The organism is Synechococcus sp. N32 (genome assembly GCF_900473895.1).
In the GTDB taxonomy this organism is placed as follows: Bacteria; Cyanobacteriota; Cyanobacteriia; order PCC-6307; family Cyanobiaceae; genus Parasynechococcus.
Genome location: NZ_UCND01000008.1, coordinates 113,497 through 135,641, shown reverse-complemented (window position 1 = coordinate 135,641; position 22,145 = coordinate 113,497). Strand labels below are relative to the sequence as shown.

25 protein-coding genes and 1 tRNA gene are annotated in these 22,145 nt (G+C 64.2%); 13 read left to right on the top strand and 13 right to left on the bottom strand.

All coding sequences use genetic code 11. From position 1 onward, the window contains the following. Nucleotides 1-29 precede the first annotated feature (29 nt). From murD to DXY35_RS02960, 4 genes are all read right to left on the bottom strand, one after another. The gene (murD, locus tag DXY35_RS02975) at nucleotides 30-1,415 is read right to left on the bottom strand and encodes a UDP-N-acetylmuramoyl-L-alanine--D-glutamate ligase (RefSeq protein ID WP_115080959.1); all 1,386 of its coding nucleotides are present in this window, start codon (nucleotides 1,413-1,415) and stop codon (nucleotides 30-32) included. 42 nt (nucleotides 1,416-1,457) lie between these two features. Next, nucleotides 1,458-1,529, bottom strand: a tRNA-Val gene (locus DXY35_RS02970). A 73-nt stretch (nucleotides 1,530-1,602) separates the two neighbouring features. Beyond that, complete coding sequence (locus tag DXY35_RS02965) at nucleotides 1,603-2,379, bottom strand: photosystem II S4 domain protein (protein WP_170950492.1); 777 nt, start codon at nucleotides 2,377-2,379, stop codon at nucleotides 1,603-1,605. Further along, the gene (locus DXY35_RS02960; protein ID WP_114989480.1) at nucleotides 2,379-2,879 is read right to left on the bottom strand and encodes a hypothetical protein; all 501 of its coding nucleotides are present in this window, start codon (nucleotides 2,877-2,879) and stop codon (nucleotides 2,379-2,381) included. The genes DXY35_RS02965 and DXY35_RS02960 overlap by 1 nt, the downstream gene beginning before the upstream one ends. Nucleotides 2,880-2,985: 106 nt before the next feature. On the opposite strand from DXY35_RS02960, the gene serA reads away from it, so the two are divergent. The 4 genes from serA (at nucleotide 2,986) to DXY35_RS02940 (ending at nucleotide 6,400) form a co-directional block, all read left to right on the top strand. Beyond that, nucleotides 2,986-4,572 (top strand): phosphoglycerate dehydrogenase, encoded by a 1,587-nt coding sequence (gene serA / locus DXY35_RS02955; protein WP_114989479.1) that lies wholly within the window; start codon nucleotides 2,986-2,988, stop codon nucleotides 4,570-4,572. Next, on the top strand, nucleotides 4,572-5,459 hold the full coding sequence (gene prmA / locus DXY35_RS02950) for a 50S ribosomal protein L11 methyltransferase (RefSeq protein ID WP_115080955.1): 888 nt from the start codon (nucleotides 4,572-4,574) through the stop codon (nucleotides 5,457-5,459). The genes serA and prmA overlap by 1 nt, the downstream gene beginning before the upstream one ends. A 155-nt stretch (nucleotides 5,460-5,614) precedes the next feature. Next, complete coding sequence (locus tag DXY35_RS02945) at nucleotides 5,615-5,914, top strand: ferredoxin (protein ID WP_006043345.1); 300 nt, start codon at nucleotides 5,615-5,617, stop codon at nucleotides 5,912-5,914. 99 nt (nucleotides 5,915-6,013) lie between these two features. After that, entirely contained in the window at nucleotides 6,014-6,400 is a 387-nt protein-coding gene (locus DXY35_RS02940) for a hypothetical protein (protein WP_115010139.1), read from the top strand. Nucleotides 6,401-6,449: 49 nt separating this feature from the next. Here DXY35_RS02940 and psbV read toward each other — a convergent pair whose 3' ends face one another. Both psbV and rnz read right to left on the bottom strand, forming a co-directional pair. Continuing rightward, nucleotides 6,450-6,962 carry a photosystem II cytochrome c-550 gene (psbV, locus tag DXY35_RS02935; protein ID WP_222929014.1) on the bottom strand — a complete coding sequence of 171 codons (513 nt, stop codon included), beginning with the start codon at nucleotides 6,960-6,962 and terminating at the stop codon, nucleotides 6,450-6,452. Nucleotides 6,963-7,035: 73 nt separating this feature from the next. After that, complete coding sequence (gene rnz / locus DXY35_RS02930; protein WP_115080951.1) at nucleotides 7,036-7,995, bottom strand: ribonuclease Z; 960 nt, start codon at nucleotides 7,993-7,995, stop codon at nucleotides 7,036-7,038. Nucleotides 7,996-8,000: 5 nt separating this feature from the next. On the opposite strand from rnz, the gene DXY35_RS02925 reads away from it, so the two are divergent. The 3 genes from DXY35_RS02925 to DXY35_RS02915 are packed head-to-tail and all read left to right on the top strand — an operon-like array spanning nucleotide 8,001 to nucleotide 10,498. Continuing rightward, nucleotides 8,001-9,488, top strand: coding sequence for a SpoIID/LytB domain-containing protein (locus tag DXY35_RS02925; RefSeq protein ID WP_115080949.1), 1,488 nt, complete (start codon nucleotides 8,001-8,003; stop codon nucleotides 9,486-9,488). Next, on the top strand, nucleotides 9,448-10,215 hold the full coding sequence (locus DXY35_RS02920) for a glucosamine-6-phosphate deaminase (protein WP_256359508.1): 768 nt from the start codon (nucleotides 9,448-9,450) through the stop codon (nucleotides 10,213-10,215). The genes DXY35_RS02925 and DXY35_RS02920 overlap by 41 nt, the downstream gene beginning before the upstream one ends. Before the next feature lie 19 nt (nucleotides 10,216-10,234). Then, nucleotides 10,235-10,498 (top strand): hypothetical protein, encoded by a 264-nt coding sequence (locus tag DXY35_RS02915; RefSeq protein WP_114989473.1) that lies wholly within the window; start codon nucleotides 10,235-10,237, stop codon nucleotides 10,496-10,498. A 30-nt stretch (nucleotides 10,499-10,528) separates the two neighbouring features. Here the strand turns inward: DXY35_RS02915 and DXY35_RS02910 are convergent, their stop codons facing one another. From DXY35_RS02910 to truB, 3 genes are all read right to left on the bottom strand, one after another. Further along, entirely contained in the window at nucleotides 10,529-10,699 is a 171-nt protein-coding gene (locus DXY35_RS02910; RefSeq protein ID WP_071823080.1) for a Nif11 family protein, read from the bottom strand. 105 nt (nucleotides 10,700-10,804) lie between these two features. Continuing rightward, a complete protein-coding gene (locus DXY35_RS02905) occupies nucleotides 10,805-11,548 on the bottom strand; it encodes a YebC/PmpR family DNA-binding transcriptional regulator (RefSeq protein WP_115080947.1) in 744 nt (247 codons plus the stop codon). A 53-nt stretch (nucleotides 11,549-11,601) separates the two neighbouring features. Further along, nucleotides 11,602-12,510, bottom strand: a complete 909-nt coding sequence (gene truB / locus DXY35_RS02900) for a tRNA pseudouridine(55) synthase TruB (protein WP_115081081.1) — start codon at nucleotides 12,508-12,510, stop codon at nucleotides 11,602-11,604. Between the two features lie 41 nt (nucleotides 12,511-12,551). Here truB and DXY35_RS02895 point away from each other — a divergent pair, with 41 nt between their 5' ends. Further along, entirely contained in the window at nucleotides 12,552-13,304 is a 753-nt protein-coding gene (locus DXY35_RS02895) for a bifunctional 2-polyprenyl-6-hydroxyphenol methylase/3-demethylubiquinol 3-O-methyltransferase UbiG (protein ID WP_115010074.1), read from the top strand. Between the two features lie 82 nt (nucleotides 13,305-13,386). On the opposite strand, the gene rpmA is transcribed toward DXY35_RS02895, so the two are convergent. Both rpmA and rplU read right to left on the bottom strand, forming a co-directional pair. Continuing rightward, nucleotides 13,387-13,653, bottom strand: coding sequence for a 50S ribosomal protein L27 (gene rpmA / locus DXY35_RS02890; RefSeq protein ID WP_114989469.1), 267 nt, complete (start codon nucleotides 13,651-13,653; stop codon nucleotides 13,387-13,389). 45 nt (nucleotides 13,654-13,698) lie between these two features. After that, complete coding sequence (gene rplU / locus DXY35_RS02885) at nucleotides 13,699-14,064, bottom strand: 50S ribosomal protein L21 (protein ID WP_011365073.1); 366 nt, start codon at nucleotides 14,062-14,064, stop codon at nucleotides 13,699-13,701. 132 nt (nucleotides 14,065-14,196) lie between these two features. Between rplU and DXY35_RS02880 the strand changes: the two genes are divergently transcribed. The 3 genes from DXY35_RS02880 to kaiC all read left to right on the top strand — a co-directional run bounded on the left by DXY35_RS02880 (nucleotide 14,197) and on the right by kaiC (nucleotide 17,047). Then, nucleotides 14,197-15,081 (top strand): circadian clock protein KaiA, encoded by an 885-nt coding sequence (locus tag DXY35_RS02880; protein ID WP_115080946.1) that lies wholly within the window; start codon nucleotides 14,197-14,199, stop codon nucleotides 15,079-15,081. Then, complete coding sequence (gene kaiB / locus DXY35_RS02875; RefSeq protein WP_114989467.1) at nucleotides 15,078-15,443, top strand: circadian clock protein KaiB; 366 nt, start codon at nucleotides 15,078-15,080, stop codon at nucleotides 15,441-15,443. Before DXY35_RS02880 ends, kaiB begins: the two co-directional genes overlap by 4 nt. 65 nt (nucleotides 15,444-15,508) lie before the next feature. Then, the gene (kaiC, locus tag DXY35_RS02870; protein WP_115081080.1) at nucleotides 15,509-17,047 is read left to right on the top strand and encodes a circadian clock protein KaiC; all 1,539 of its coding nucleotides are present in this window, start codon (nucleotides 15,509-15,511) and stop codon (nucleotides 17,045-17,047) included. 1 nt (nucleotide 17,048) lies between these two features. On the opposite strand, the gene DXY35_RS02865 is transcribed toward kaiC, so the two are convergent. Further along, complete coding sequence (locus DXY35_RS02865) at nucleotides 17,049-19,115, bottom strand: ATP-binding protein (protein ID WP_115080945.1); 2,067 nt, start codon at nucleotides 19,113-19,115, stop codon at nucleotides 17,049-17,051. Beyond that, nucleotides 19,112-20,419: a phosphoribosylamine--glycine ligase gene (purD, locus tag DXY35_RS02860; protein ID WP_115080944.1), complete on the bottom strand. Its 1,308-nt coding sequence runs from the start codon at nucleotides 20,417-20,419 to the stop codon at nucleotides 19,112-19,114. The genes DXY35_RS02865 and purD overlap by 4 nt, the downstream gene beginning before the upstream one ends. A 58-nt stretch (nucleotides 20,420-20,477) precedes the next feature. Here purD and DXY35_RS02855 point away from each other — a divergent pair, with 58 nt between their 5' ends. Next, complete coding sequence (locus DXY35_RS02855) at nucleotides 20,478-21,386, top strand: hypothetical protein (RefSeq protein WP_115080943.1); 909 nt, start codon at nucleotides 20,478-20,480, stop codon at nucleotides 21,384-21,386. After that, nucleotides 21,383-22,135 carry a phosphoribosylaminoimidazolesuccinocarboxamide synthase gene (gene purC, locus DXY35_RS02850; RefSeq protein WP_115080942.1) on the top strand — a complete coding sequence of 251 codons (753 nt, stop codon included), beginning with the start codon at nucleotides 21,383-21,385 and terminating at the stop codon, nucleotides 22,133-22,135. Before DXY35_RS02855 ends, purC begins: the two co-directional genes overlap by 4 nt. The last annotated feature ends 10 nt before the right edge of the window (nucleotides 22,136-22,145 follow it).

Genomic DNA, 22,145 nt, shown 5'->3' with positions numbered 1-22,145 from the left:
CAGATGCATCCCATTGCGTTCGTTTGGTCTCAGGCGACGTCCAGCAGGGGGGTGATCAGGGTGCGGAAGTGGTCTCCTCTGGCCTCGAAATCCCTGTATTGATCAAAGCTGGCGCAGGCCGGTGACAGCAGCAGCGATGAGGCTTGATGCCGCTGTACGGCCGTTTCAGCCAGGTTTACAGCGCTCTCGAGCTCCGGGCACTGCAGCAGTTCGCCGGGGTATCCAGCCGTTTTGGCCAGGCTGGCCAGCTCATCGGCCCCCGCACCGAACAGGATCAGGCTGCAGGCCTTGGTGTGCAGCTGCTCGAGCCAGCCACTGGCATCGCCCTGTTTGGTCTGCCCCCCGGCCAGCACCACGACGGGCCCCTGCACGGCCCGCAAGCCAACCTCGGCTGCGTCGTAATTGGTGGCTTTGCTGTCGTTGAACACGCTGGCTCCTGCCAACGTGCCCAGTTGCTCAAGCCGGTGCGGTACGCCCGGAAATGTGCGCAAGGCGTCGGCGATTTGCTGGGGGGAGAGGCCGACCTTGAGGGCGGCAGCGGTCACCAGCAACAGGTTTTGGCGGTTGTGGCAGCCCGGCATCGCCAGGGCATCAGCCGCAAACAAGCGGGTGGTGGTGTTGCGCACCATGCCCTCGTTATCAATCCAGAGGTCGGCGGGCTGGTTGTCCGGACGCGCGCCCTCACTGCTCACCCAGGTGCCGCTGTCCCAGCTGCTGCGTTGCTGGCGCAGGTCTGGATCATCGGCATTAAACAGAGCGCACTCCGAGCGTTCAAGCAGCCCGCGTTTGATAGCCCGGTAGGCCTCCAGGCTGCCGTGGCGTTCGAGATGGTCTGGGGTCAGCGTGGTCCAGATGCCGATCTTGGGGGCCACGGCGGGCGCCGCCTCAATCTGGTAGCTGCTCAGTTCCATCACGAGCCAATCCGGCCGCGGTATGGCCCCTGAGCCGATCTGGCAGGCCAGTTCAGCGGCGGAGAGGCCCATGTTCCCCCCCATCGGTGCCGTGAGGCCTGAGGCCTCCAACACGTGGCTGAGCAGATGGGTGACCGTGGTTTTGCCGTTGGTTCCTGTGATGCCGATCCAGGGGATCTGCTGAAGGGCATCCCAGGCCAGATCAATCTCGCCGCGCACCTGGATGCCCTCGGATCGCAGCTCAGCCAGGGTTGGATGATCCCAGGGGATGCCGGGGCCGATCACCACAGCGTCCAGGTTGTCGCGCCAGGCGTCAAAGCTCTCCAGGGTCAGGGGCTGCCCCAGCACCACTTGAATGCCCTCCTCGGCGAGGGGTTTCGATGTGTGTTGGAGGGCTTCGTTATCGCCCCGTTCGAACACAACTACATCGCGATTCTGCTGCTTGAGCAGACGCGCAGCTCCCAAACCTGAGCGACCCAACCCAACGACAATCGTGCGTGTCATCGCGAGGTCTGAAGTTCGAAAACGCAGTCCCGACAGGGAAAGTGGGCGATACTGGATTTGAACCAGTGACTCCTACAATGTCAATGTAGTGCTCTACCCCTGAGCTAATCGCCCGACATCGATCAATTTGAAATCTTGTGATTTCCTTGACCGAGGCTGAACAGTAGCAGCTGGTGGGCAGCTCAACTCAACTGCGGCGCAGTTCAACGCGCCACCGCTCCCGTTTGGTGCGCGTGAGCGAGAGCACCTCCACCGAGCCGCGATCCTGCAGTTGCAGCCGGTCGCCCACCACCAGTTCACGGCTGGCTTGACGCACGTTGCCCCAGTTGAGCCGAAGGCGCCCAGCTTTGACGTGGGTCACGATCTTGGCTCGGGACAGCCCGAATCCAGCCGATGCAATCGCATCCAGGCGACAGGAGGCCTCCACTGTCTGCAGGGTGCGGACGCTGCGTTGCAAAGGCTGCTGCAACTGCTCGACAGGACGGGATTCGCAGCGAATCTCCACCTCGCGCACGGCCCCCAGGCGGCCATGCAGGGCTTCGGCAGCACTGGGGGTGCAGACCCCTTGCCCGCCGCGATCGCCGCGCACCCAGAGATCGCCGATGTTGTCGGCGTCGACGCCCATGGTCTGCAGCGCTTCGCGCAAGTCCTCGGGGGAGAGGGGGTCGAAGAGGAAATTGCCTTCAATCAGCAGGCCTTGAACCGGGGCTGCTGGATCGGGGCTGTCGTCGCGACGGTGGCAGAGCAGCCGTTGGCGTTCGGCGCCTGGATAGCCGCCATCACTGATCCAGACCAATTCACTGAGGCTGCCCAGGCGTGCCAAGGCTTCTTCCCGCAGCGGTGCGCTGAGGAAGGGACTCCAGGCCGGTTGCCAGGTGCGCAACACCTGCTCCGCGAGATCGACCAGCACCGTCAGCCCTTCCGGGTTCTGGGCCCCCTCCAGCAGCTCCTCCCGGGGCAGCATCACAGGTCGTCGAGGCGAACCACCTGCTGCGGCCGCGACTTTTGAATCACCTGCCAGGGGGCCTCGATGCCATTGGGTGTTTCCAGCAGCACCAGCCAGCGTCCTTCGTCGCGGCGGTTGCGCAGGATCCGCACGCCTGCATCGTTGTCTGAATCCACGCTGGCGGCTGCGGCGTAGCTCCCCATCAGGCCGGAGCCCATGCCCAGCAGGCCGCCGATCAGGGTTTCACCCCAGGGGCCAAAGCTGGCGAAGGTGGTGAGGGTGGTGATCTTGGTGAAGGTGACCCCTGCCAGGAACCCGAATGGCATCAGCCAGCGGGCCATGCCCCGTTGCCGCTGTTGGCGAGTGAGGTTGGGGTTCAGCAGGGCAACCTTGTCGATGGCATCCCCATCTGGGGGGATGGTCAGACACTTCAGCAGCGGCAGATCGGTGTCCCGGAGCCGCTGGGTCAGGCCTTCCGCCGCAGGGGCATCGGCCATCACCATCACACAGACGGGCATGGGGCATTCAGATCCAATGCGCTGAATTCTGAACCCTGTGCTTCGAACTGGAGGGGGTGGAGGATGTCGATCTCTACAGTTCACCGCGGCAGTTCTGCGCCTTTCGATGACGAAAGTTCTTGTTTCCGATCCGATCGACCAGGCCGGGATCGACATCCTTGGCCAAGTGGCGCAGGTGGATCAGCGCACCGGCCTCTCGGAGGAGGAGCTGATCGGGATCATCGGTGAGTACGACGGATTGATGATCCGTTCCGGCACCCAGGTGACCGCAGCGGTGATCGCGGCGGCGAGCCGTCTCAAGATCATCGGCCGCGCCGGCGTCGGCGTCGACAACGTTGATGTGCCTGCGGCCACCCAGCGGGGTGTGCTCGTGGTGAACTCGCCGGAGGGCAACACCATCGCTGCAGCGGAGCACGCTCTGGCGATGATGCTGACCCTCTCGCGGCACATCCCTCAGGCCCATGGCGGCATGCGGGCCGGCAAGTGGGACCGCAAGAAATACGTCGGCAACGAGCTCTACAAGAAGACTCTGGGGGTGGTCGGTCTCGGCAAGATCGGATCCCACGTCGCCCGGGTTGCCCAGGCCATGGGCATGGATGTGATCGCCTACGACCCCTTCATTGCTGCTGACCGGGCTCAACGGATGCAGGTGAAGCTGCTGGAGCTGGATGAGCTGTTCCGCACCGCCGACTACGTCACCCTGCACATCCCGCGCACCAAGGACACCGAGAACCTGGTGAATGCGGAGCTGCTGCGCACGATGAAGCCCACAGCGCGGATCGTGAACTGTGCCCGCGGCGGCGTGGTGGATGAGGCGGCGATCGCTGAAGCCATCAACAACGGTGTGATCGCCGGTGCGGGCCTGGATGTGTACGCCAGTGAGCCCCTGGCGGAGGATTCCCCCCTGCGGGCGGTGGAGCGTGGTCTGGTGCTGACGCCCCACCTCGGTGCATCGACGGAAGAGGCCCAGGAGAATGTGGCGATCGATGTGGCGGAGCAGATCCGTGATGTGCTGCTGGGTCTGCCGGCCCGCAGTGCGGTCAACATTCCCGGCCTCAGCGCCGAGATCATGGAGCGGCTCAAGCCCCATCTCCAGCTCGCCGAGACGGTCGGTCTGCTCGTCAGTCAGCTGGCGGGCGGTCATGTGAAGGAGATGGAACTGCGCCTGCAAGGTGAATTCGCCAGCCATCCCTCCCAGCCTCTGGTGATTGCTGCCCTGAAGGGTCTGCTCAGCGCTGGCCTGGGTGACAGCATCAACTTCGTGAATGCCTCGCTCGAGGCCAAGGCCCGCGGCATTCAGGTGCTGGAGGTGAAGGATGAGAGCAGCCGCGACTTCGCCGGAGGCTCATTGCAAATCACCACCCGTGGTGATCAGGGCAGCCGCAGCGTCACCGGTGCCGTCTTTGCCGATGGCGATCTGCGCATCACCAGCATCGATGCCTTCCCTGTCAATGTGACCCCCAGCAGCCACATGCTGTTCACCCGTCACCGGGATATGCCCGGAATCATTGGTCACCTGGGCTCTCTGCTGGGCGAACACAACGTCAACATCGCCTCCATGCAGGTGGGCCGCAAAATCGTGCGCGGCGATGCGGTGATGGTGCTCAGCATCGATGATCCGATCCCAGCAGATCTGCTGCAGACGATCACGGCCATCGATGGCATCCAGGAAGCACACCCGGTCACGCTCTGATGTGGTGGCGTCTCACACTCCCGTGTCCTCCGGAGCTGGAGGAATCGCTGGTGTGGAAACTGACGGATCTGGGGCTGCATCGCCATGCGGTGCAGCATGCGCCCGAAACGCCTGATCGCAAGACGCTGTTGGTCTGGCTCCCGAAGCCGGAGTGGCCAGAGCCGCAGCGGCGGGAGCTGGTCGCCAGCCTGCAGCCGCTGGCGGAGCCCTTTGGCCTCAGCCTGCCCGATGGGCACTGGGACGATGTGGCCGACGAGGATTGGAGCCTCAGCTGGAAACAGCATTGGCAGGCCGATCCTGTCGGTACGGGGCTGTTGATCCTGCCGGCCTGGCTGGAGGTCCCGCCAGAGCATGCCGATCGGCTGGTGATCAAGATGGACCCCGGCAGTGCCTTCGGCACCGGAAGTCACCCCACCACCCGGCTCTGCCTGGAGGCCTTGGAACAGTCGCCTCCGCAGGGGGCGCTTGTGGCCGATCTGGGCTGCGGCAGCGGGGTGCTGGGCCTCGCTGCGCTGGGTCTGGGGGCGGAGTCGGTGGTGGCCGCTGACACCGATTCCTTGGCGGTGCGTGCCACAACGGACAACCGCGGCCTCAACGACCGATCGGAGGCTCAGCTTCAGGTGGCTCTTGGTTCTGTGGAGACCCTGAGCGAGCTGCTCGCGCCCCGTCGCGCTGATCTGCTGCTCTGCAACATCCTGGCTCCGGTGATCGAAGCCCTCTCCCCGGGGTTTGAGGGGCTGCTTCAGCCCGATGGGCGCGCTCTGCTCAGTGGGCTTCTGGTGGATCAGGCGCCGCGCCTGAAGGAGGTTCTCGGGGGCTTGGGCTGGTTGGTCACCGCCGAGGCGGCACAGGGCCGCTGGGGGCTGCTGGAGATCCGCCGCCACTAGACCTAGCCCTATAAGCCAGGCTTATCAGAGTGGGGTCTCCGATTGGTCCTCCTCCCCAGTGGCCCCGGAATCGTCAGGTTGAGCACCTATTTGAAGTAAAAATGTGGCGTTCTGCAGGACCGGGTTTTCCGGAACCCTGTACGCATTCATCAATCATGGCTTCCTACAAGGTCACCCTGGTCTCCGAGAGCGAAGGTCTGAACAAGACCATCGAAGTGCCCGACGACCAGTACATCCTCGACGCTGCTGAAGAGCAGGGCATCGACCTCCCCTACTCCTGCCGCGCTGGCGCTTGCTCCACCTGCGCCGGCAAGATCACCGCTGGCACCGTCGACCAGTCCGACCAGAGCTTCCTGGACGACGACCAGATCGAAGCTGGTTTCGTACTGACCTGCGTCGCCTACCCCACCAGCGACTGCACCATCAAGACCCACGCCGAAGAAGAGCTCTATTGAGCCTCTGTCCTTCAATTGGACGTGTCTTCAACCACCCCTTCGGGGGTGGTTTTTTTTGGTCTGGTCGTCTTCCATGCGTGTCCCTTGTCTTCTCCTGCCGTGAGCCGCCCCGAAGTCGACGATCTTCTGGAGCCCGGCAGCGTTCACACCAGCCCCGGCGGTCAGTACAGCTTCCGCGTCATCGGGCCCTGTTGCCGGTTGTTTGATCGCGAAGAACTGCCCTGGCCCTGCTGTCGTCTGGCCTGGCGCAGCAAGGAGCCGAGCTGGCGACGGATCGGACGGCGGTTTGTGCCCGACCTGGCGGCCCGGCGTTGCCCCTCCTACGCCGTGGAACTGCTGCAGCCTGGAGGACGACCCACACCCACCGTGCTGACCCTGTTCTCCGTTCGTTTCAGCAGGGATCTGCAGGAGTGGTGGTACAGCCGCCATCCCAGCTCCATGGCCCCTGAGCAGGTGAGTCCCCAACAAAAAGCCCCGACGACCTGAGGCCGCCGGGGACAAACGATTTTGATTGGAGTTGATCGGCAGAAGCTGATCAGAAGTAGATCTTGCCGCCACCCCAGGCACTGCCCTGGACTTTGGGCGACACCAGGATGTAGCCAGCCATCAGGCGCAGATCCTCATCATCGAGATCGCGCATGGCGGGGTAGAGCTCAGCGTCGCGCATGCTCGGGTGCAGGTCAGCAATGCTGTACTCACCGTCGTAGGAGGTGGGGTCCTTCATGTAGTCGACCAGGGCCTCAACGTTGTCGCGGGCCGGGGTGGCCAGGGCCAGGGTCTCAGGATCCAAGCCCACGTTGTGGTTGGTCTTGGTGATGCCGCCGGCGTGGCAGGTGCCGCAGCTGGTGTTGAACACCTTGCGGCCAGCATCGATTTCACGATCGCTGAAGGTCACCTCTGTGCCGGAGGGATCTGCCGGAACCGTCAGGGTCTCAGCGTCCCACTGGGCCGCCTGAGCCGGAGAGATAACGGCCAAACCGATCAGCACCGGGATGAGGACTAGAAGGCCCTTCAGGGACCGTCGCAAGGAAGAGAACACAGAGGCCATGAAGGTAAGGGGGCGTGACGCATTCACCGCACCAAGCTCTTGTATCACGGGGAAGTGACCCTCTGTGGCCGGATCACGAACTGTTGCAGCGTGGTTTGACGTCAATGCTGAGGAAGTCCTTGGCCAGCAGCGTGTTGGGGAAGATCGCCTTGGCCTCGTCCAACAGGTCTTGGGGCGTGACCGGGTTGCCCGGCACGTAGCGCGGGCTGAGGTGGGTGAGCACCAGCTGCCCCACACCTGCTTCGGCGGCCGTCTGGGCAGCCATGGTGCTGGTGGAGTGCTGTTTCTGGAACGCCATCTCCGCCTCGCCATGGGCAAAGGTGGATTCATGGATCAGCAGATCCGCGCCGCGGGCAAGCTCGACGGCCGCCTCGCAGAACACGGTGTCGGTGCAATAGACCACGCTCACACCGGGCCGTTCCTCACCGCAGAGGCTGGTGCCGTCGATGCTGCGACCGTCCTCCAGGGTCACCGTTTCACCCCGCTTCAACTGGGCGTACACGGGGCCGGGTGGGATGTTCAGGTCCCGTGCTTTCTCAATGTCGAAGCGACCGGCCAGGGGCTTCTGTTCGATCCGGTAGGCGTAGGCCGGCACACGGTGGGTGAGCGGGCTGCAGCGCACCGTGAAGTCGTCGTCCTCGAACAGCAGCGTGCCCTGCTCGGCTGCATCCCGGACCCTGTGGACAGCGAGGGGATAGCCGATCCGGGTGGAGCTGGTGCGCAGCACACCATTGAGGTAACTCTCCAGCGGGTCTGGCCCGTAGAGATCCACCCCTGCTGCGCTGCTGCCGGCGAGCCCGAGGCTGGCGAGCAGACCAGGCAGGCCGAACACGTGGTCGCCATGCATGTGGGTGATGAACACCCGGCGCAGCTGCGAGAGCCGCAGATCACTGCGTAAAAACTGATGTTGGGTTCCCTCGCCGCAGTCGAACAGCCACATCTCCGAGCGCTGCGGCAAGCGCAGAGCCACGGCTGAAACGTTGCGGGCCCGGGTGGGTACCCCAGAACTCGTACCGAGAAATGTGACCTGCAAGGCCGGTGCTCCTCAGGACTCATGCTGCCATCTGGCTGAACCCAGGAACAGGCGGCACACTGGGGCGCCTGTTGATCTCCAGCGTGCGCAGCGCCTCCGTTGCCGTCGGTCTGGTGCTCGTCGCTGTGATCGCTCCATCACCGGTGGCGCTGGCCCGCGGCCGCGAGCCGCAGATGCGCGTGCTGCTGCTGGAGAGCAACCGGGTCAGCCTGCGTTCCGATGGCGCATTGCCGCTGCGGGTGCAGGGACTCCCCGGCGGCGAGCGATGGCCACAGCGGCTTCAGCTCAGCCTGCAAGGGGCCCGCTTGAGCGCCACTGTGGATGGCCGATCGATGCGGCTGGCCCCCAGCACCCTGGTGACGGTGCAGAACGACGATCCACGGGGCATCTGGTTGGGAGGGCGTCGCTACCGGGGTGTGCTCCGCGTCAGCGGCCGCGGCGGCACCTTGCGGGTGGTCAACAGCCTGGGCGTTGAGACCTATCTCGCCAGTGTTGTCGGCAGCGAAATGCCCCACCGCTGGCCCCTGGCTGCCCTGCAGGCCCAGGCCGTGGCCGCGCGCACCTATGCATTGAAACAGCGCAGTCGCGGTGGTGCCTGGGATGTGAAGGCCACGGTGGCGAGTCAGGTGTACCGCGGCGTGGAGTCGGAAACGCCGAGCACACGCAAGGCGGTGGCGAGCACCCGTTCGCTGGTGCTTGTGCACGGCGGTCGCCTGATCGATGCCGTCTTCCACAGCAGTTCTGGCGGGGTGACCGAGGCGAGTGGGATGGTCTGGCGCCGCCAGCATCCCTATCTGGTCAGCGTCCCCGATCACGATCAGCACAGCCCGGTGCACCGCTGGGAACAATGGTTTGATTCGGCCGGGTTGCGTCAGCGGCTGCCCGAAACCGGTGGGCTCCAGGACGTTGAGGTGCTGAGTCGTTCCGCCAGCGGACGGGTGCGTGAGGCCCGCTTGAGCGGGCCCCGCGGATCGCTGGTGCTCAGCGGCGGCGAGCTGCGCAAGCGGTTGGGACTCAAAAGCACTCTGGTGAACTTTGAGATGGTGACGGGGGGGCAGCGTTCTCCCGTGGAGCTTCCGGTGCGGCGGGTGACTGCAACCTCCCGCCCGGGCTCCCGTATTGAGCGGATCACCGCATCGGTGGCTCGCCAGCGGGGAGCACGGCTGCCCCTGTTGGTGGCCCCTCCGCCGGTGCTGGTCAGCAAGACGTCGGTGCGTCGTTGGTCCGCTGGCGGACTCCAGCTGCTGGTGAAGGGCCAGGGCTATGGCCATGGCGTTGGCATGAGTCAGTGGGGAGCCCATGGTCTGGCGGAGCAGGGGGCTCACTTCCGCTCGATTCTTCGGCACTACTACCGCGGGGCTGAGGTTGTTCCCTACCAGCCGCACCACGACCCATCGCTGGCGCTGAAGCCCCCAACGAAGCCACTCTGGAGAGACATGCCGGTTTCGCCCTTTGGCACGGTTTCCCTGTCGTCTGCAACGCCATTCCAGTGACACGGATCTCTGCGCTGTGCTGGCGGCCCATCTGGAGCGTCATCTGCGCAGTTGGCAGGGGCCTGATCCCCTGAAGCCCTTGGGCCTCGCCACGGGACGCACGATGGAGCCGCTCTATCGCACCCTGGTGGAACGGCTGCTGTCGTGGTCTGCCGATGAGCTGGAGGCCCTGCGGGCCCGATGGTGCAGCTTCAATCTGGACGAATACCTCGGACTTTCGGCGGACGATCCCCGGGGCTACAGGGCCTACATGACCCACCACCTCGCTGCACCCCTGGGCTTGCCCTCCTCAGCGGTGCATCTGCCCGACAGCACTGCCGCTGACGGAGCGGTTGCCGCGCGCCGCTACGGCGAGCAGCTCAGCGGCTGCGGGGGTATCGGCCTGCAGCTTCTGGGGCTCGGCAGCAATGGTCATGTGGGTTTCAACGAGCCGCCTTGTCCCCCTGATCAGCACTGCCATGAGGTGGAGCTGACCCCTGCAACCCGGCAGCAGAACGCGGTGCTCTTCGATGGTTGCGTTGAGGCTGTGCCGCAGCGGGCCATCACCCTGGGCCTGTGGGAGATCCTCGAGGCTGCTGAGATTCATCTGGTGGTGACCGGCGCCGCCAAGGCCGGTATCCTCAAGCGGTTGTTGGACTTAACGGAGCCGGATCCTGCGCTGCCCGCCAGCTGGCTGCTGACCCATCCCAATGTCTGGCTCTGGTGCGATGCAGCGGCTTTAGCTTGAACAGCCGAGAGCAGCGGCGATGAGCATCGACCCCGTGGAACGGCGCCTTGAGCAGAGCTTTGAGGCGGAACGCTGGACGCGCTTCATTCAGGACTGTCAGGACCTTGAGCAGTTGCGCGAGACGGCCCTGGCGTTGGTGCAGCAGCTGGCCCAGCAGAAGGCGGCCAGTGCCTGGATGGCCACCCGGGCCTCGGAATCGGAAAACGCCAAGTTGGAGATGCTGGCGCGGATGATCCGTCAGCAACCCGATGGCGAGGAGGAGAAGGCGACTGAGTCCCCCTGAGGGAGCCCCAGCCGCCGGCCTGGTCGGGTGTCAGTGTTCCTTTTGCCAGCGGCTCAGGTGTGCTGGCGAGAACTTGTGGCCGTGTTTCGCCCCGACCTTGACCACGCAGGAGTTGTCCTTGCCGCAGCGCTGCACCTCATCGCGGATCGAGTCGTTGCTCTGCACCCGCGACATGAACGTCTCCAGCTGTTTCATGGACATGGCGATCCTCCAGAAGGGATGTCTTCGGCCTAGCGCTGGGGTTGATCGGGGCTCAGGGCCTCAAGCTTTGGTGCGGATTTGCTGACGACAAACTTCAAGGAGGCGTCAGTCGAGCTCCAGTCCGTCGGCGAGATCAAGGTTGGCGCTGACGCTGCGCACATCGTCGAGCCCGTCGAGGGCATCCAGCAGCTTGAGGCAGCTGCGGGCGGTGTCGGGATCGTTCACAGAGACGCTGGTCTGGGCGGACCAGTGATGGCCCCATTCCCGCACATTCCAGTCAGCCCGTCGCAAGCCGTCCTGAAGGCTCTCCAAGGCCTCAAAGGGGCCGTGCACCATCACTGATTCGTCCAACAGCTCATAGCCATCGGCCTCCAGCTCCAGGAGGTTTTCCAGTAACCGTTCCTCGTCGTTGGGGCCGGCGTTGAGGATCACTTCGCTGCGGTGTTCAAACAGGTAGGCCACGCAGCCGTTTTCCCCCAGATTTCCGCCGTTCTTGCTGAAGGCCAGCCGCAGATCCGCCGCGGTGCGGTTGCGGTTGTCCGTGAGCGCTTCCACCAGCACCGCCATGCCGCCGGGGCCGTAGCCCTCGTAGCGCACCTCTTCGAGTTGGGCTCCATCACCCGCCTGACCTGACCCCTTGGCGATGGCCCGCTCGATGTTGGAGGCGGGCACCCCAGCGGCACGGGCTTTGCTGATGGCCGTCCGCAACTGAAAATTCCCGGCGGGATCGGCTCCGGCACGGGCCGCCACCATGATTTCCCGCCCCAGCCGGGTGAACACCGCACCACGTTTGGCGTCGACGACGGCCTTGGTGCGTTTGATCTGGGACCATTTGCTGTGGCCAGCCATCGCGTCAGGGCAGGGCGGGATGCGCTCGGAGAGTACTGAGCGACCGGTTGGTTTCAGCCTGCTGCATCGAAGACCACCTTGGGTCGCAGCAGACCTTCGCTCTCGCGGTGGCCGATACCGGCCATGCTTCCATCCGCATTGCATACCACCACCGCCTCTCCAGGCCCTGGATCCATCGCGATGCGTCGGCCGCAGCGCCAGTCGATCTGCTCGGCTTCGCTGAGATCACGCCGGGGTAGGGCCGTCAGGGCCAGCAGCGGCGAGAGGGGATCGGGCGGCACAGCGTCTCGCTCCGGCAGGGGATGGGCCTGATGCGCATGGAACCCCAGGGCTTGCGTGCGGCGCAGGGAGGCCAGACAACCTCCGCAGCCGATGCGGTCTCCCAGATCCCTGGCGATCGAGCGGATGTAGGTGCCAGCGGAACAGTGCACCTCGATGCTGAGCTCCCCCAGGGCCGAATTCCAATCCAACAGCTCCAGCCGGTGCACGGTAACGGCCCGTGGCGGCAGATCCATGGCTTCACCGCGCCGTGCCCTGGCGTGGGCCCGTTCGCCATCCACATGGACGGCGGAGACCTGCGGAGGACGCTGTTCAATCGCGCCCCGGAACGCCTCCAGGCTGCTGTTGAGCTCGGCTTCGCTAAGGGATGGCCAGGCCTGCTGCTCCAGCAGCTCTCCGTCCAGATCGTCGCTGCTGGTGCGCCGGCCCAGCTGAATCACCCCGGTGTAGGTCTTCTCCCCGGGGAGGTAGGGCAGCAATCGGGTCGCCGGCCCTAGGGCAATGGGGAGAACCCCGGTGACGGCAGGATCAAGGGTGCCGCCATGGCCCACGCGCTTGAGGCCGTAGCTGCGGCGCAGGCGGCTGACGCAGGCATGGGAGGTGAGGCCTGCGGGCTTGTCGATCACCACGAAGCCGAAGGGGCCGTTCACCGGGGCTGGAGCGGGGTGCCCTGACTGTTGCATTCCGCCGGCTGCGTAGGTTGGCCGCTCTCTGATGCCCATCCATGCCCCAGCTCCGCAGCAGCACGGACGTGGACGTCTCCGCATTCCTGGCGGATGGTTTGGGCATCAAGCAACACCTCAGTCGCTACCTCGACCTGACGCTGGATCAGCTTGAGCAGCGTCTGCCCAGCAGCACCGACGACCTGGCGGATCTGCATCCCGGTGCGTTCCGGCCGGAGGACGCCACCGCCTTCTATGAGGACACGGTGGGCACGGGACACCTGCTGGAGCTGGCGGCCTGGCACCTCTCCAGTGCGGACTACATCGCCGACACGCTGCGGCTGCAGGGCATGGCGGTGCAAGGCCAGGTGCTGGATTTCGGCGGTGGCATCGGCACTCACGCCCTATCAGCGGCGGCGCTGCCGGAGGTCGATCACGTCTGGTTTGTCGACCTCAATCCCCACAACCAGGCTTTTGTTCAGCAACGGGCGCAAAGCCTGGGGCTGGCGGACAAGCTCTCGGTCCATCGCGACCTCAGCAGCACAGGCGATGTTCGTTTCGATGCGGTGGTCTGCCTCGATGTGCTGGAACACCTGCCGGATCCCTCGGCGCAGTTGCTGGAGTTTCACCAGCGCATGTCCCCCGGGGCCATCGCGCTTCTGAACTGGTACTTCTTCAAAGGGCATCAGGGCGAGTACCCCTTCCATTTCGATGATCCGGCCCTGGTGGATGGGTTCTTCCGCACCCTGCAGGCTCAGTTCCTGGAGGTGTTTCACCCCCTGTTGATCACGGCTCGGCTCTACCGGCGTTCCTGAGGCTGCGGCAACACAAGCTGCCAACAAAAAAGCCCCGGTGCCAGCTGGCATCAGGGCTTTGAATTGACGTTGGCCTTGAAACTTAGACCGCTGCAGTGATGTTGATGCGCTTGCGGTTACGCAGGCCGCGGCGGATCGATTCGAACTTCACGATGCCGTCGGTGAGGGCAAACAGGGTGTCGTCCTTGCCTTTGCCGACATTGACGCCGGGCAGAACGGAGGTGCCGCGCTGGCGGATCAGGATGGAACCGGCAGTGACGGTTTCGCCGCCGTAGGCCTTCACACCAAGGCGTTTGGCGTTCGAGTCGCGGCCGTTACGGGTTGAGCCTGTGCCTTTTTTATGTGCCATGAGAAGAGATGCTGGTGGGGCGGTTGATGGAGCGAGGGGGAGAGGTCAGCTGATGGCCTTGCCGCCCACGGAGATGGACTCAACCATCACCCGGGTGAGTTCCTGCCGGTGACCATTCTTGCGGCGGGTTTTCTTTTTGGGGCGCATCTTGTAAACGATCACCTTGGGTCCACGGCGATGGGCCATCACCTTCAGGGACACGGTCGCGTCCTTGACGTAGGGCTGGCCGAGGGTGGTGCCCTTGCCGTCCTTCACCAGGAGAACGTTCTCAAGCTTGATGGTGTCATCCACCTCAGCTTGAAGCCGATCGATGTCGTAGTAACGGTTGGGCTGCAGCCAGATCTGGGTGCCAGACGCCTCAACGATGGCGTAGGTACCGCTCTGTTCTGCGGCTGGTTTGGTGTCGGCCATAAGGTGAAAAGACGCGTTCAGGCTCGGCGAACCGATTCAGGCCTGAGCCGCAATCGAAAGACAAACAAAGATCTTCGTCTCTGACGCGCCCCATCGTCAAGATTCAGATACCTCGACGCTGCGGATGCCCGGATGGCCAGGCCGGCCCTCACTGTTGCTCTCGTGCTGGCCAGCCCAGCCCTGGTGGAAGCCTGCCGCCCCTGGCTGCCGGCCAACCGTTACGAGTCTGTTGTTCTGACGGTTGATCCTGGGGAGACCCTTGCGGCTGTTCTCGGACCCCGGCAGGACGACTTCGACGCTGTGGTGCTCGAGCAGAGCCTGCTCGATGCATCAGCCAAGGAGCAACTGCTGGCGACGGGTCTGCTTTTTCCTGCCGTGATCGTTGGAGAGGTGAAGGGGCAGGTGGATTACCACCCCGAGGAGTTGCATCTGCCCGACGACCAGCTGGCTCAGCTGGGATACAACGTGGATGCGGCCATTTCGCGTTTTCTGCGCCAGGGTCGTGCCGACGGACGCGCGGACGACAGCAGCTCCTCCTCCCGCGCCGTCAGCAACCTTTCCGATCGCCTGCAGGAGCGACTCGGCTACCTAGGGGTCTTCTACAAGCGAGATCCATCGCGCTTCCTGGGCAGCCTGCCCCCCGAGGAGCGCCGGGATCTGCTGCTGTCGCTTCAACGCACCTATCGAGACCTGCTGGCGAGTTATTTCAGCGATCCGGCCGCGGCCAATCAGGCCTTGGAAAGCTTCGTCAACACCGCTTTCTTCAGTGATCTGCCGATCACCCGCACCGTTGAGATCCACGTGGATCTCATCGATGAATTCTGGAAACAACTGAGTTTGGAGGGCCACAAACATGACTTTCTTCAGGATTACCGCCTTGCGCTTCTTGATGTGATGGCGCATCTGTGTGAGATGTACCGGCGCTCCATTCCGCCGGACCTTCCTCTGTCGGGCACGGCTTCCAGCCGTGTACGTCGCCCGACGGATCAGCTCGATGCCTCGGAGGAGTCGTCATGAGTCCCCGCAAGACCTACATCCTCAAGCTCTACGTGGCGGGCAACACGCCCAATTCGATGCGGGCGTTGAAAACGCTGCGCAACATCCTCGAGACCGAATTCCGGGGGGTGTATGCCCTCAAGGTGATTGATGTGCTCAAAAATCCGCAACTGGCGGAGGAAGACAAGATCCTGGCAACGCCGACGTTATCCAAGATTCTTCCCCCGCCGGTGCGCCGCATCATCGGTGACCTCTCCGATCGCGAGCGGGTGCTGATCGGTCTGGATCTGCTTTACGACGAGCTGTCTGATACGTCGCTCAGTTCGAGCTTGATCGATGCGGTCGATGAGGAGACCGACACGACGATTTCTTCAGATCCTTAAGCGACATGGTGCGCTCCAGCACGGTTCATCTCCTGCTCACTACGGTCAAGTCATAGGTGGTTGCCATGCAGTTCCCTCCGACCAGCGGTCAGCCTCAGATGCAGGTTCAAAAGCTCCCGACAGGGATCGAGGGCTTTGATGATGTGTGCCAGGGCGGCCTGCCGATCGGCCGCAGCACGCTGATCAGCGGCACGTCCGGCACCGGCAAGACGGTGTTTTCGCTGCACTTCCTCCACAACGGCATCAAGCAGTTCGACGAACCCGGCATTTTCGTCACCTTTGAGGAATCACCCCTCGACATCCTGCGCAACGCCGCCAGTTTCGGCTGGAACCTGCAGGAGATGGTTGAGCAGGACAAGCTCTTCATCCTCGACGCCTCACCGGATCCTGACGGCCAGGACGTGGCCGGCAGTTTTGATCTCTCCGGTTTGATCGAGCGGATCAACTACGCCATCCGCAAATACAAGGCCAAGCGCGTCGCCATCGACTCGATCACGGCGGTGTTCCAGCAGTACGACGCTGTGTTCGTGGTGCGCCGTGAGATCTTTCGGCTGATTGCAAGGCTCAAGGAAATCGGCGTCACCACGGTGATGACCACCGAACGGATCGACGAGTACGGCCCGATCGCCCGCTACGGCGTTGAGGAATTCGTCTCCGACAACGTGGTGATTCTGCGCAACGTGCTCGAGGGAGAGCGGCGTCGGCGCACCCTGGAGATTCTCAAGCTGCGGGGCACCACCCATATGAAGGGCGAGTTCCCCTTCACCATGGGAACCCACGGCATCAGCATCTTCCCGCTCGGGGCCATGCGCCTCACCCAGCGCTCATCCAACGTTCGGGTCAGTTCCGGCGTGCCGCGCCTGGACGACATGTGCGGCGGAGGTTTCTTCAAGGACTCGATCATCCTCGCCACCGGTGCCACCGGAACGGGCAAGACGATGCTCGTCTCCAAATTCATCGAAGACGCCTGCCGCAACAAGGAACGCGCAATCCTGTTTGCCTATGAGGAATCGCGGGCTCAGCTGCTGCGCAACGGCACCAGCTGGGGCATCGACTTCGAGCAGATGGAGCAAGACGGGCTGCTCAAGATCATTTGCGCCTACCCCGAATCCACTGGCCTTGAGGATCGCCTGCAGATCATCAAGACGGAGATCAGCCAGTTCAAACCGTCGCGGATGGCGATCGATTCCCTCTCGGCCCTGGCGCGCGGTGTGAGCCACAACGCCTTCCGTCAGTTCGTGATCGGGGTGACCGGCTACGCCAAGCAGGAGGAGATCGCCGGCTTCTTCACGAACACCTCCGAGGAGTTCATGGGCAGCCATTCGATCACCGACTCCCACATCTCCACGATCACCGACACGATCCTGTTGCTGCAGTACGTGGAGATCCGCGGGGAGATGGCCCGCGCCCTGAACGTGTTCAAGATGCGCGGTTCATGGCACGACAAGGGCATCCGCGAATTTGTGATCACGGGCAATGGCCCTCAGATCAAGGATTCCTTCTCCAACTTTGAGCGGATCATTTCCGGTGTGCCCCATCGGGTCACCACCGATGAGCGCAGCGAGTTGTCGCGCATCGCCCGCGGCGTCTCCACCGAGGACTGATCTAAAGCTCCACGGCCTCGGCGATGGCGATGCGGCTGCGCCGTTCCGCCTGCAGTTGCAGCTCATCCTTGTCGGCTTCCGCCAGGGGCAGATCGAACCAGAAGGTGGTGCCCACCTCGGGCTCACTCGCCATCTGAACCTTGGCGCCGTGTTTCTCGAGAATCCCGCGCACGATCGAAAGACCCAGTCCGGTGCCCACTTCCGTGTGAACGGCGTTCTCGACCCGGAAGAAGCGATCGAAGATGCGCTCCTGGTCAGCGCTGCTGATGCCGCAGCCCGTGTCGGCAATCTCCACCCTCAGCTTGGGCAGCGGTGAGGTGAGGGCACAGGTTGGTCCATCACTGTTGGTGATCGCCGTTCCCTCCACCGAACAGGCGTCGGGCCAGGGATAGGCCCGCAGCGCCAGGGGGCCGCCCGGCCGGCTGAACTTCAGAGCATTGCCCACCAGGTTGTCGAGCACCTGGAGCAGCAGGTCCCAGTTGCCCAGCACCTCGGGCAGTTCTTCGGGAACATCCAGCACCAGTTCCACCTGGCGATCCTCGGCATTCAGCCGGTAGGTGCGCAGGGTCTGCTCCATGGCCGGGCGCATGCTGATCGGTTCGAACTGCAGCGTCCGGCCCGACTCCAGCCGGGAGAGGTCCAGCACATCGTTCACCAGCCGGGTGAGTCGATCGGTTTCATCGTTGGCGACCCCGAGAAACTCCTTCTGTTCATCGGGGCTGAGCTGATCGCCGAGGTCGTGCAGGGTTTCGACGTAGCTCTTGATGTTGAACAGCGGCGTACGCAGTTCATGGGATACGTTGCTGATGAAGCGGCTCTGGGCCGCATTCAGTTCCACCTCGCGGGTGAGGTCTTGGATGGTGACGGCGATGCCCTTGAGGGTTTCACCGCTGGCATCACGCACTGCTTGCAAAACGATGCGCAGGGTGCGGGCCGGTTCCCCCACGCTGCAGCGCAGGTCTTCACTGTCGGCCGCGCCACCGAGCAGGGAATCGAGGGGACTGTGCAGTTCGATGGCCAGCAGTTCCGGCAGTTCCCCTACCAGCTCCTGGCCTTCCAGGCTGCGCCCTTCCCAGCGGAACAGACGCCGTGCCGTGGGATTGGCCAGCACGATGCGGCCGTCGGCATCCAGCAGCATGGCGCCGTCGGCCATGGTGGCGATCAACGACTGCTGCTTCACCTGGGCGGCGGTGAGCTCCTCGATGTTGGCCTCGTCATAGGCCTCGAGCTGGGAGGCCATGGCGTTGAAGCCGGTGAGCAGTTCCCCCAGTTCCCCACCAACTGGTAGATCGACCCGGGCACCGAAGTTGCCGGAGGCGACGGAGCGCACCCCGCGTAGCAGCTCCTTCACCGGGCGGGTGATGGTGAGGGCGTTGAACACCGCGCCCAGGATCACCAGCACCCAGATCGAGATGAACACGGCCACGGTCACCTCCCGGGTGAGGGCTGCGCTGGCCAGGGCCGTCTCATTCGGGTTCACCCCAAGGCCGAGAACGCCGTAGTACTGACCCCCGCGGATCAGGGGGACGAACACATCGGTGACGGCACCCTGGGGTGTGAGGTGTTGTCGTACCAGGGGGTTCTGGGGGCGTCGACGCAGCTCCTCGGGCAGCTCCAGTCGTCGGTTGAGACGAAGCTCTCCATCGCCACTGCTGGGGGTTCCGCTGATCGGGATTCCCAGGTAGACGACGCCTTCGGGGTCGGCGAAGAAGATGTAGCGGACGCTGCGGCTGGAACGCCAGAACTTTTCGGCCACGTTGGCCAGCTCACGGTCCTGGCCCTGCGCCACCAGCTCAGTGACATTGCCGGCCAGCAGCAGGCCCAGATCCCGGGCGTAGCGCGTGTCGTTCATCACGGCATCGCGCTGAATTCCGTTCAGCGCGAAGAAGGTGATGCCCGTCATCATCAGGCTCACCACCAGGGTGGCAATCGCCAGCAGCTTGGTCTGGAGGGTGAATTCCGCCCACCAGGCGGTGATGCGGTCCCAGAGGTTCTGGTCGTCCCCCGGCGGCTTGCCATTGGGGGGAAGCGCCCAATCAGCGATTGCTGCTCCGCTGCCGCTGCTCATCCGCCCGAGCGCACCTGATGGCCGATGTCTTGACGGTAGGTGATTCCGGCGTAATCCAGCTGATTGAGGCCGTTGTAGGCCCCGGCAAAGGCGGCATCGAAGTCATCGCCCTGGGCGACGACGGCCAGCACACGGCCCCCTGCGGTGAGCAGTTCGCCTGAGCTGTCGCGGCGGGTGCCGGCATGGAACAGCTGATGGTTGGGGCTGGGGGCGATGTCGATGCGAATCGCATCGCCTTTGCGGGGAGCCTCCGGGTAGCCCTCGGCGGCCGCCACAACGCAGGCACTGCAGCGTTCGGCGATGCTCAGCTGCGGTGCCAGATCGAGGCGTCCCAGGGCACAGGCCTGCAGCACGGCGCCGAGCTCAGGGCCGAGCAGGGGCATCAAGGTCTGGCATTCGGGATCGCCGAAGCGACAGTTGAACTCGATCACCTGGGGCCCATCAGCCGTGATCATCAGGCCGGCGTAGATCACACCGCGGTAATCGATGCCCCGTTGGCGCAGGGCCTTCAAGGTGGGCTCGAGCACGATGCGGCGCACCTCCTCGAGGCCCTCGGCATCCAGAAGCGGGGCGGGGGCATAGGCGCCCATGCCGCCGGTGTTGGGTCCGCGATCACCGTCCTTGAGCCGTTTGTGGTCCTGCGCCGGGGGCAACAGCACCATCCGCTCCCCATCGCAGAGGGCGAACACCGACACTTCAGGGCCCTCCATCCGCTCCTCCAGCACCAGCTGGGAGCCGGCGGCACCGAAACGCCCTTTAAAGGCTTCGCGGATGGCGGTTTCCGATTCCTCCACGCTGTCCGCCACCGTGACGCCCTTGCCGGCGGCCAAGCCATCGGCTTTGACCACCAGAGGCCGTTGCACCTCCTGCAACACCGCCAGGGCTTCGGCCTCACTGGCCACCGCCCAGTGGCCGGCGGTGGGGACCCCCGCCTCCTGCATCAGCTGCTTGGCCCAGGCTTTGCTCGCCTCCAGTTGGGCCCCCTCCGCTCCCGGGCCGAACACGGCAAAACCTGCATCGCGCAGGGCATCGGCGACGCCAGCGGCCAGCGGCGCTTCCGGACCCACCACCACCAGGTCGACACCGTTCTGCTGGCACAGCGCGATCAACCCAGCGCTGTCGGTTTCGCCCACAGCCATGGCGCTGCCTTCCGTGCCGCCGTTGCCAGGGGTGATCCAGACCGTGTCCAGGCCAGGACAACGGCCCAGGGCCCAGGCCAGGGCCTGTTCCCTGCCGCCGCCACCGACGACGAGGGCACGTTGGAGGGCGGGCAGCGTGGTGGGACGGGTGGACGACATGGCCATGGTTGCGGGAGGAACGGTTTGGGCCTCGTAGGTTTTCCTTTGTAGACCGCAGCCCGCCATGGGGACTCCCCTTTTCCCCTTCGCCCTCACCCTTCTGGCTGCTGTCACGGCAGCACCGGATCCGCAGGTGATGCGCGAGGAACGCTTTCAGAGCGTTCTCGCTGAGATGGATCTGGCCGCGGCGGAGCAGGCCTGTCTCAACCCCCGCATCGCCAATTCCGACGGCCGTCGCCAGGCCTTGCGTGATCGGCTGCTTGAGCTGCATCCGGTGATCGATTCCTTGGAGCTGGTGCTGGCGAACGCCGAAGCCTTGATGGGCTGCGGTGCCCCTGAAGCCGCGGCGGTGGTGCTTAACCGCTACAGCCCGCGGGTTGGCGATGAACGGCGTCAGTGGCTGCTGCTGCGCTGGCGTGCTGCAGCAGCGGCCCTGGACCATCGCCAGGCGGCTTTGGCATTGCGCCGTTTGGTGGATGGCAAACTCGTGGCTCTGGATGCGCCTCTGTTCCCAGATCAGCCGTTGTCGGATCAGATCAATGGGCTGGATCAGTTGGCTTTGCATGAAGCGGCTCTGGGCCAAAACGCTGTGGCTGTGGAACTGCAGCTGTTGGGCGATCTGACGGGCGTGCAGGGGGCGAAACGACTGGCTCGGGCGGCGCAATGGCTCGATGCCGATCAGTTCGAGCAGGCCGATCAGCTGCTGGAAACCGCCTTGGACCAAGCCGCGGCAGCGGAGGCCTGGGGACTGGCCATGGACCTGCTGCACCAACAGCTGCACCTGCAGTTGGCGGCTGGGGGCGATGGCGCGCGGCCGCGGCAGCGGATCCAACGGCTGGCCACTGTTCTTAATGACCGTTATGCGCTCCAGAAACTGCAGCCGGAGGCCGAACCCGATCCCCTGCTGCGTTCACCGCGGGATCCCGGAGGCCATGCTGATGTAAGACCATCAGCCGTTGCACCGTCGCCATGACGCCCGATCACGGAGAGCTGCTTTACGAAGGCAAGGCCAAGCGGGTGTTCGCCAGCACGGATCCCGACCGGGTGCTGGTGGAGTTCAAGAACGACGCCACCGCCTTCAATGCCCAGAAGAAAGCCCAGCTGGACGACAAAGGTCGGCTGAACTGCCAGATCTCAGCACGCCTGTTCGAGCTGCTGGAGCGTGAGGGGGTGCCGACCCATTACTGCGGTCTGGCCGGGGAGACCTGGATGCTGGTGCGTCGGGTGGAGATCATTCCCCTTGAGGTGGTGCTGCGCAACATCGCCACGGGGTCGCTTTGCCGTCAGACGCCGATCGCGGAGGGCACAGCCATCGAACCCGCCCTGCTGGATTTCTATTACAAGGACGATTCCCTGGGCGATCCGCTGCTCACTGAGGCGCGCGTGCAGCTGCTTGGTGTGGCAGACCCAGCACGACTGTCAGCGATTGAACAATTGGCCCGCCGGGTGAATGCCATGCTCCTGCCGTTCTTTGAGGGGCTTGATCTGCAACTGGTGGATTTCAAGCTGGAGTTGGGGCTGGCTGCGGACGGAACACTCCTGCTCGCCGATGAGATCAGCCCTGACACCTGCAGGCTCTGGGATCGCCGCAGCAGCAATGCCGAGGACCGGATTTTGGACAAGGACCGTTTCCGCAAGGATCTCGGTGGGGTGATGGAGGCCTACGGGGAGGTCCTTAAACGGGTCCAAGGCAGCTGCCCCAACCCCCGCAACTGCCTGTAAGGTCGGCGCA

Excerpts from the sequence above, each read along its gene's own strand:
- murD (WP_115080959.1), bottom strand. The coding sequence starts at position 1,415 with ATGACACGCACGATTGTCGTTGGGTTGGGTCGCTCAGGTTTGGGAGCT.
- DXY35_RS02965 (WP_170950492.1), bottom strand. The coding sequence starts at position 2,379 with ATGCTGCCCCGGGAGGAGCTGCTGGAGGGGGCCCAGAACCCGGAAGGG.
- DXY35_RS02960 (WP_114989480.1), bottom strand. The coding sequence starts at position 2,879 with ATGCCCGTCTGTGTGATGGTGATGGCCGATGCCCCTGCGGCGGAAGGC.
- serA (WP_114989479.1), top strand. The coding sequence starts at position 2,986 with ATGACGAAAGTTCTTGTTTCCGATCCGATCGACCAGGCCGGGATCGAC.
- prmA (WP_115080955.1), top strand. The coding sequence starts at position 4,572 with ATGTGGTGGCGTCTCACACTCCCGTGTCCTCCGGAGCTGGAGGAATCG.
- DXY35_RS02945 (WP_006043345.1), top strand. The coding sequence starts at position 5,615 with ATGGCTTCCTACAAGGTCACCCTGGTCTCCGAGAGCGAAGGTCTGAAC.
- psbV (WP_222929014.1), bottom strand. The coding sequence starts at position 6,962 with ATGGCCTCTGTGTTCTCTTCCTTGCGACGGTCCCTGAAGGGCCTTCTA.
- DXY35_RS02915 (WP_114989473.1), top strand. The coding sequence starts at position 10,235 with ATGAGCATCGACCCCGTGGAACGGCGCCTTGAGCAGAGCTTTGAGGCG.
- DXY35_RS02910 (WP_071823080.1), bottom strand. The coding sequence starts at position 10,699 with ATGTCCATGAAACAGCTGGAGACGTTCATGTCGCGGGTGCAGAGCAAC.
- DXY35_RS02905 (WP_115080947.1), bottom strand. The coding sequence starts at position 11,548 with ATGGCTGGCCACAGCAAATGGTCCCAGATCAAACGCACCAAGGCCGTC.
- truB (WP_115081081.1), bottom strand. The coding sequence starts at position 12,510 with ATGCAACAGTCAGGGCACCCCGCTCCAGCCCCGGTGAACGGCCCCTTC.
- DXY35_RS02895 (WP_115010074.1), top strand. The coding sequence starts at position 12,552 with ATGCCCCAGCTCCGCAGCAGCACGGACGTGGACGTCTCCGCATTCCTG.
- rpmA (WP_114989469.1), bottom strand. The coding sequence starts at position 13,653 with ATGGCACATAAAAAAGGCACAGGCTCAACCCGTAACGGCCGCGACTCG.
- rplU (WP_011365073.1), bottom strand. The coding sequence starts at position 14,064 with ATGGCCGACACCAAACCAGCCGCAGAACAGAGCGGTACCTACGCCATC.
- DXY35_RS02880 (WP_115080946.1), top strand. The coding sequence starts at position 14,197 with ATGGCCAGGCCGGCCCTCACTGTTGCTCTCGTGCTGGCCAGCCCAGCC.
- kaiB (WP_114989467.1), top strand. The coding sequence starts at position 15,078 with ATGAGTCCCCGCAAGACCTACATCCTCAAGCTCTACGTGGCGGGCAAC.
- kaiC (WP_115081080.1), top strand. The coding sequence starts at position 15,509 with ATGCAGTTCCCTCCGACCAGCGGTCAGCCTCAGATGCAGGTTCAAAAG.
- DXY35_RS02865 (WP_115080945.1), bottom strand. The coding sequence starts at position 19,115 with ATGAGCAGCGGCAGCGGAGCAGCAATCGCTGATTGGGCGCTTCCCCCC.
- purD (WP_115080944.1), bottom strand. The coding sequence starts at position 20,419 with ATGGCCATGTCGTCCACCCGTCCCACCACGCTGCCCGCCCTCCAACGT.
- DXY35_RS02855 (WP_115080943.1), top strand. The coding sequence starts at position 20,478 with ATGGGGACTCCCCTTTTCCCCTTCGCCCTCACCCTTCTGGCTGCTGTC.
- purC (WP_115080942.1), top strand. The coding sequence starts at position 21,383 with ATGACGCCCGATCACGGAGAGCTGCTTTACGAAGGCAAGGCCAAGCGG.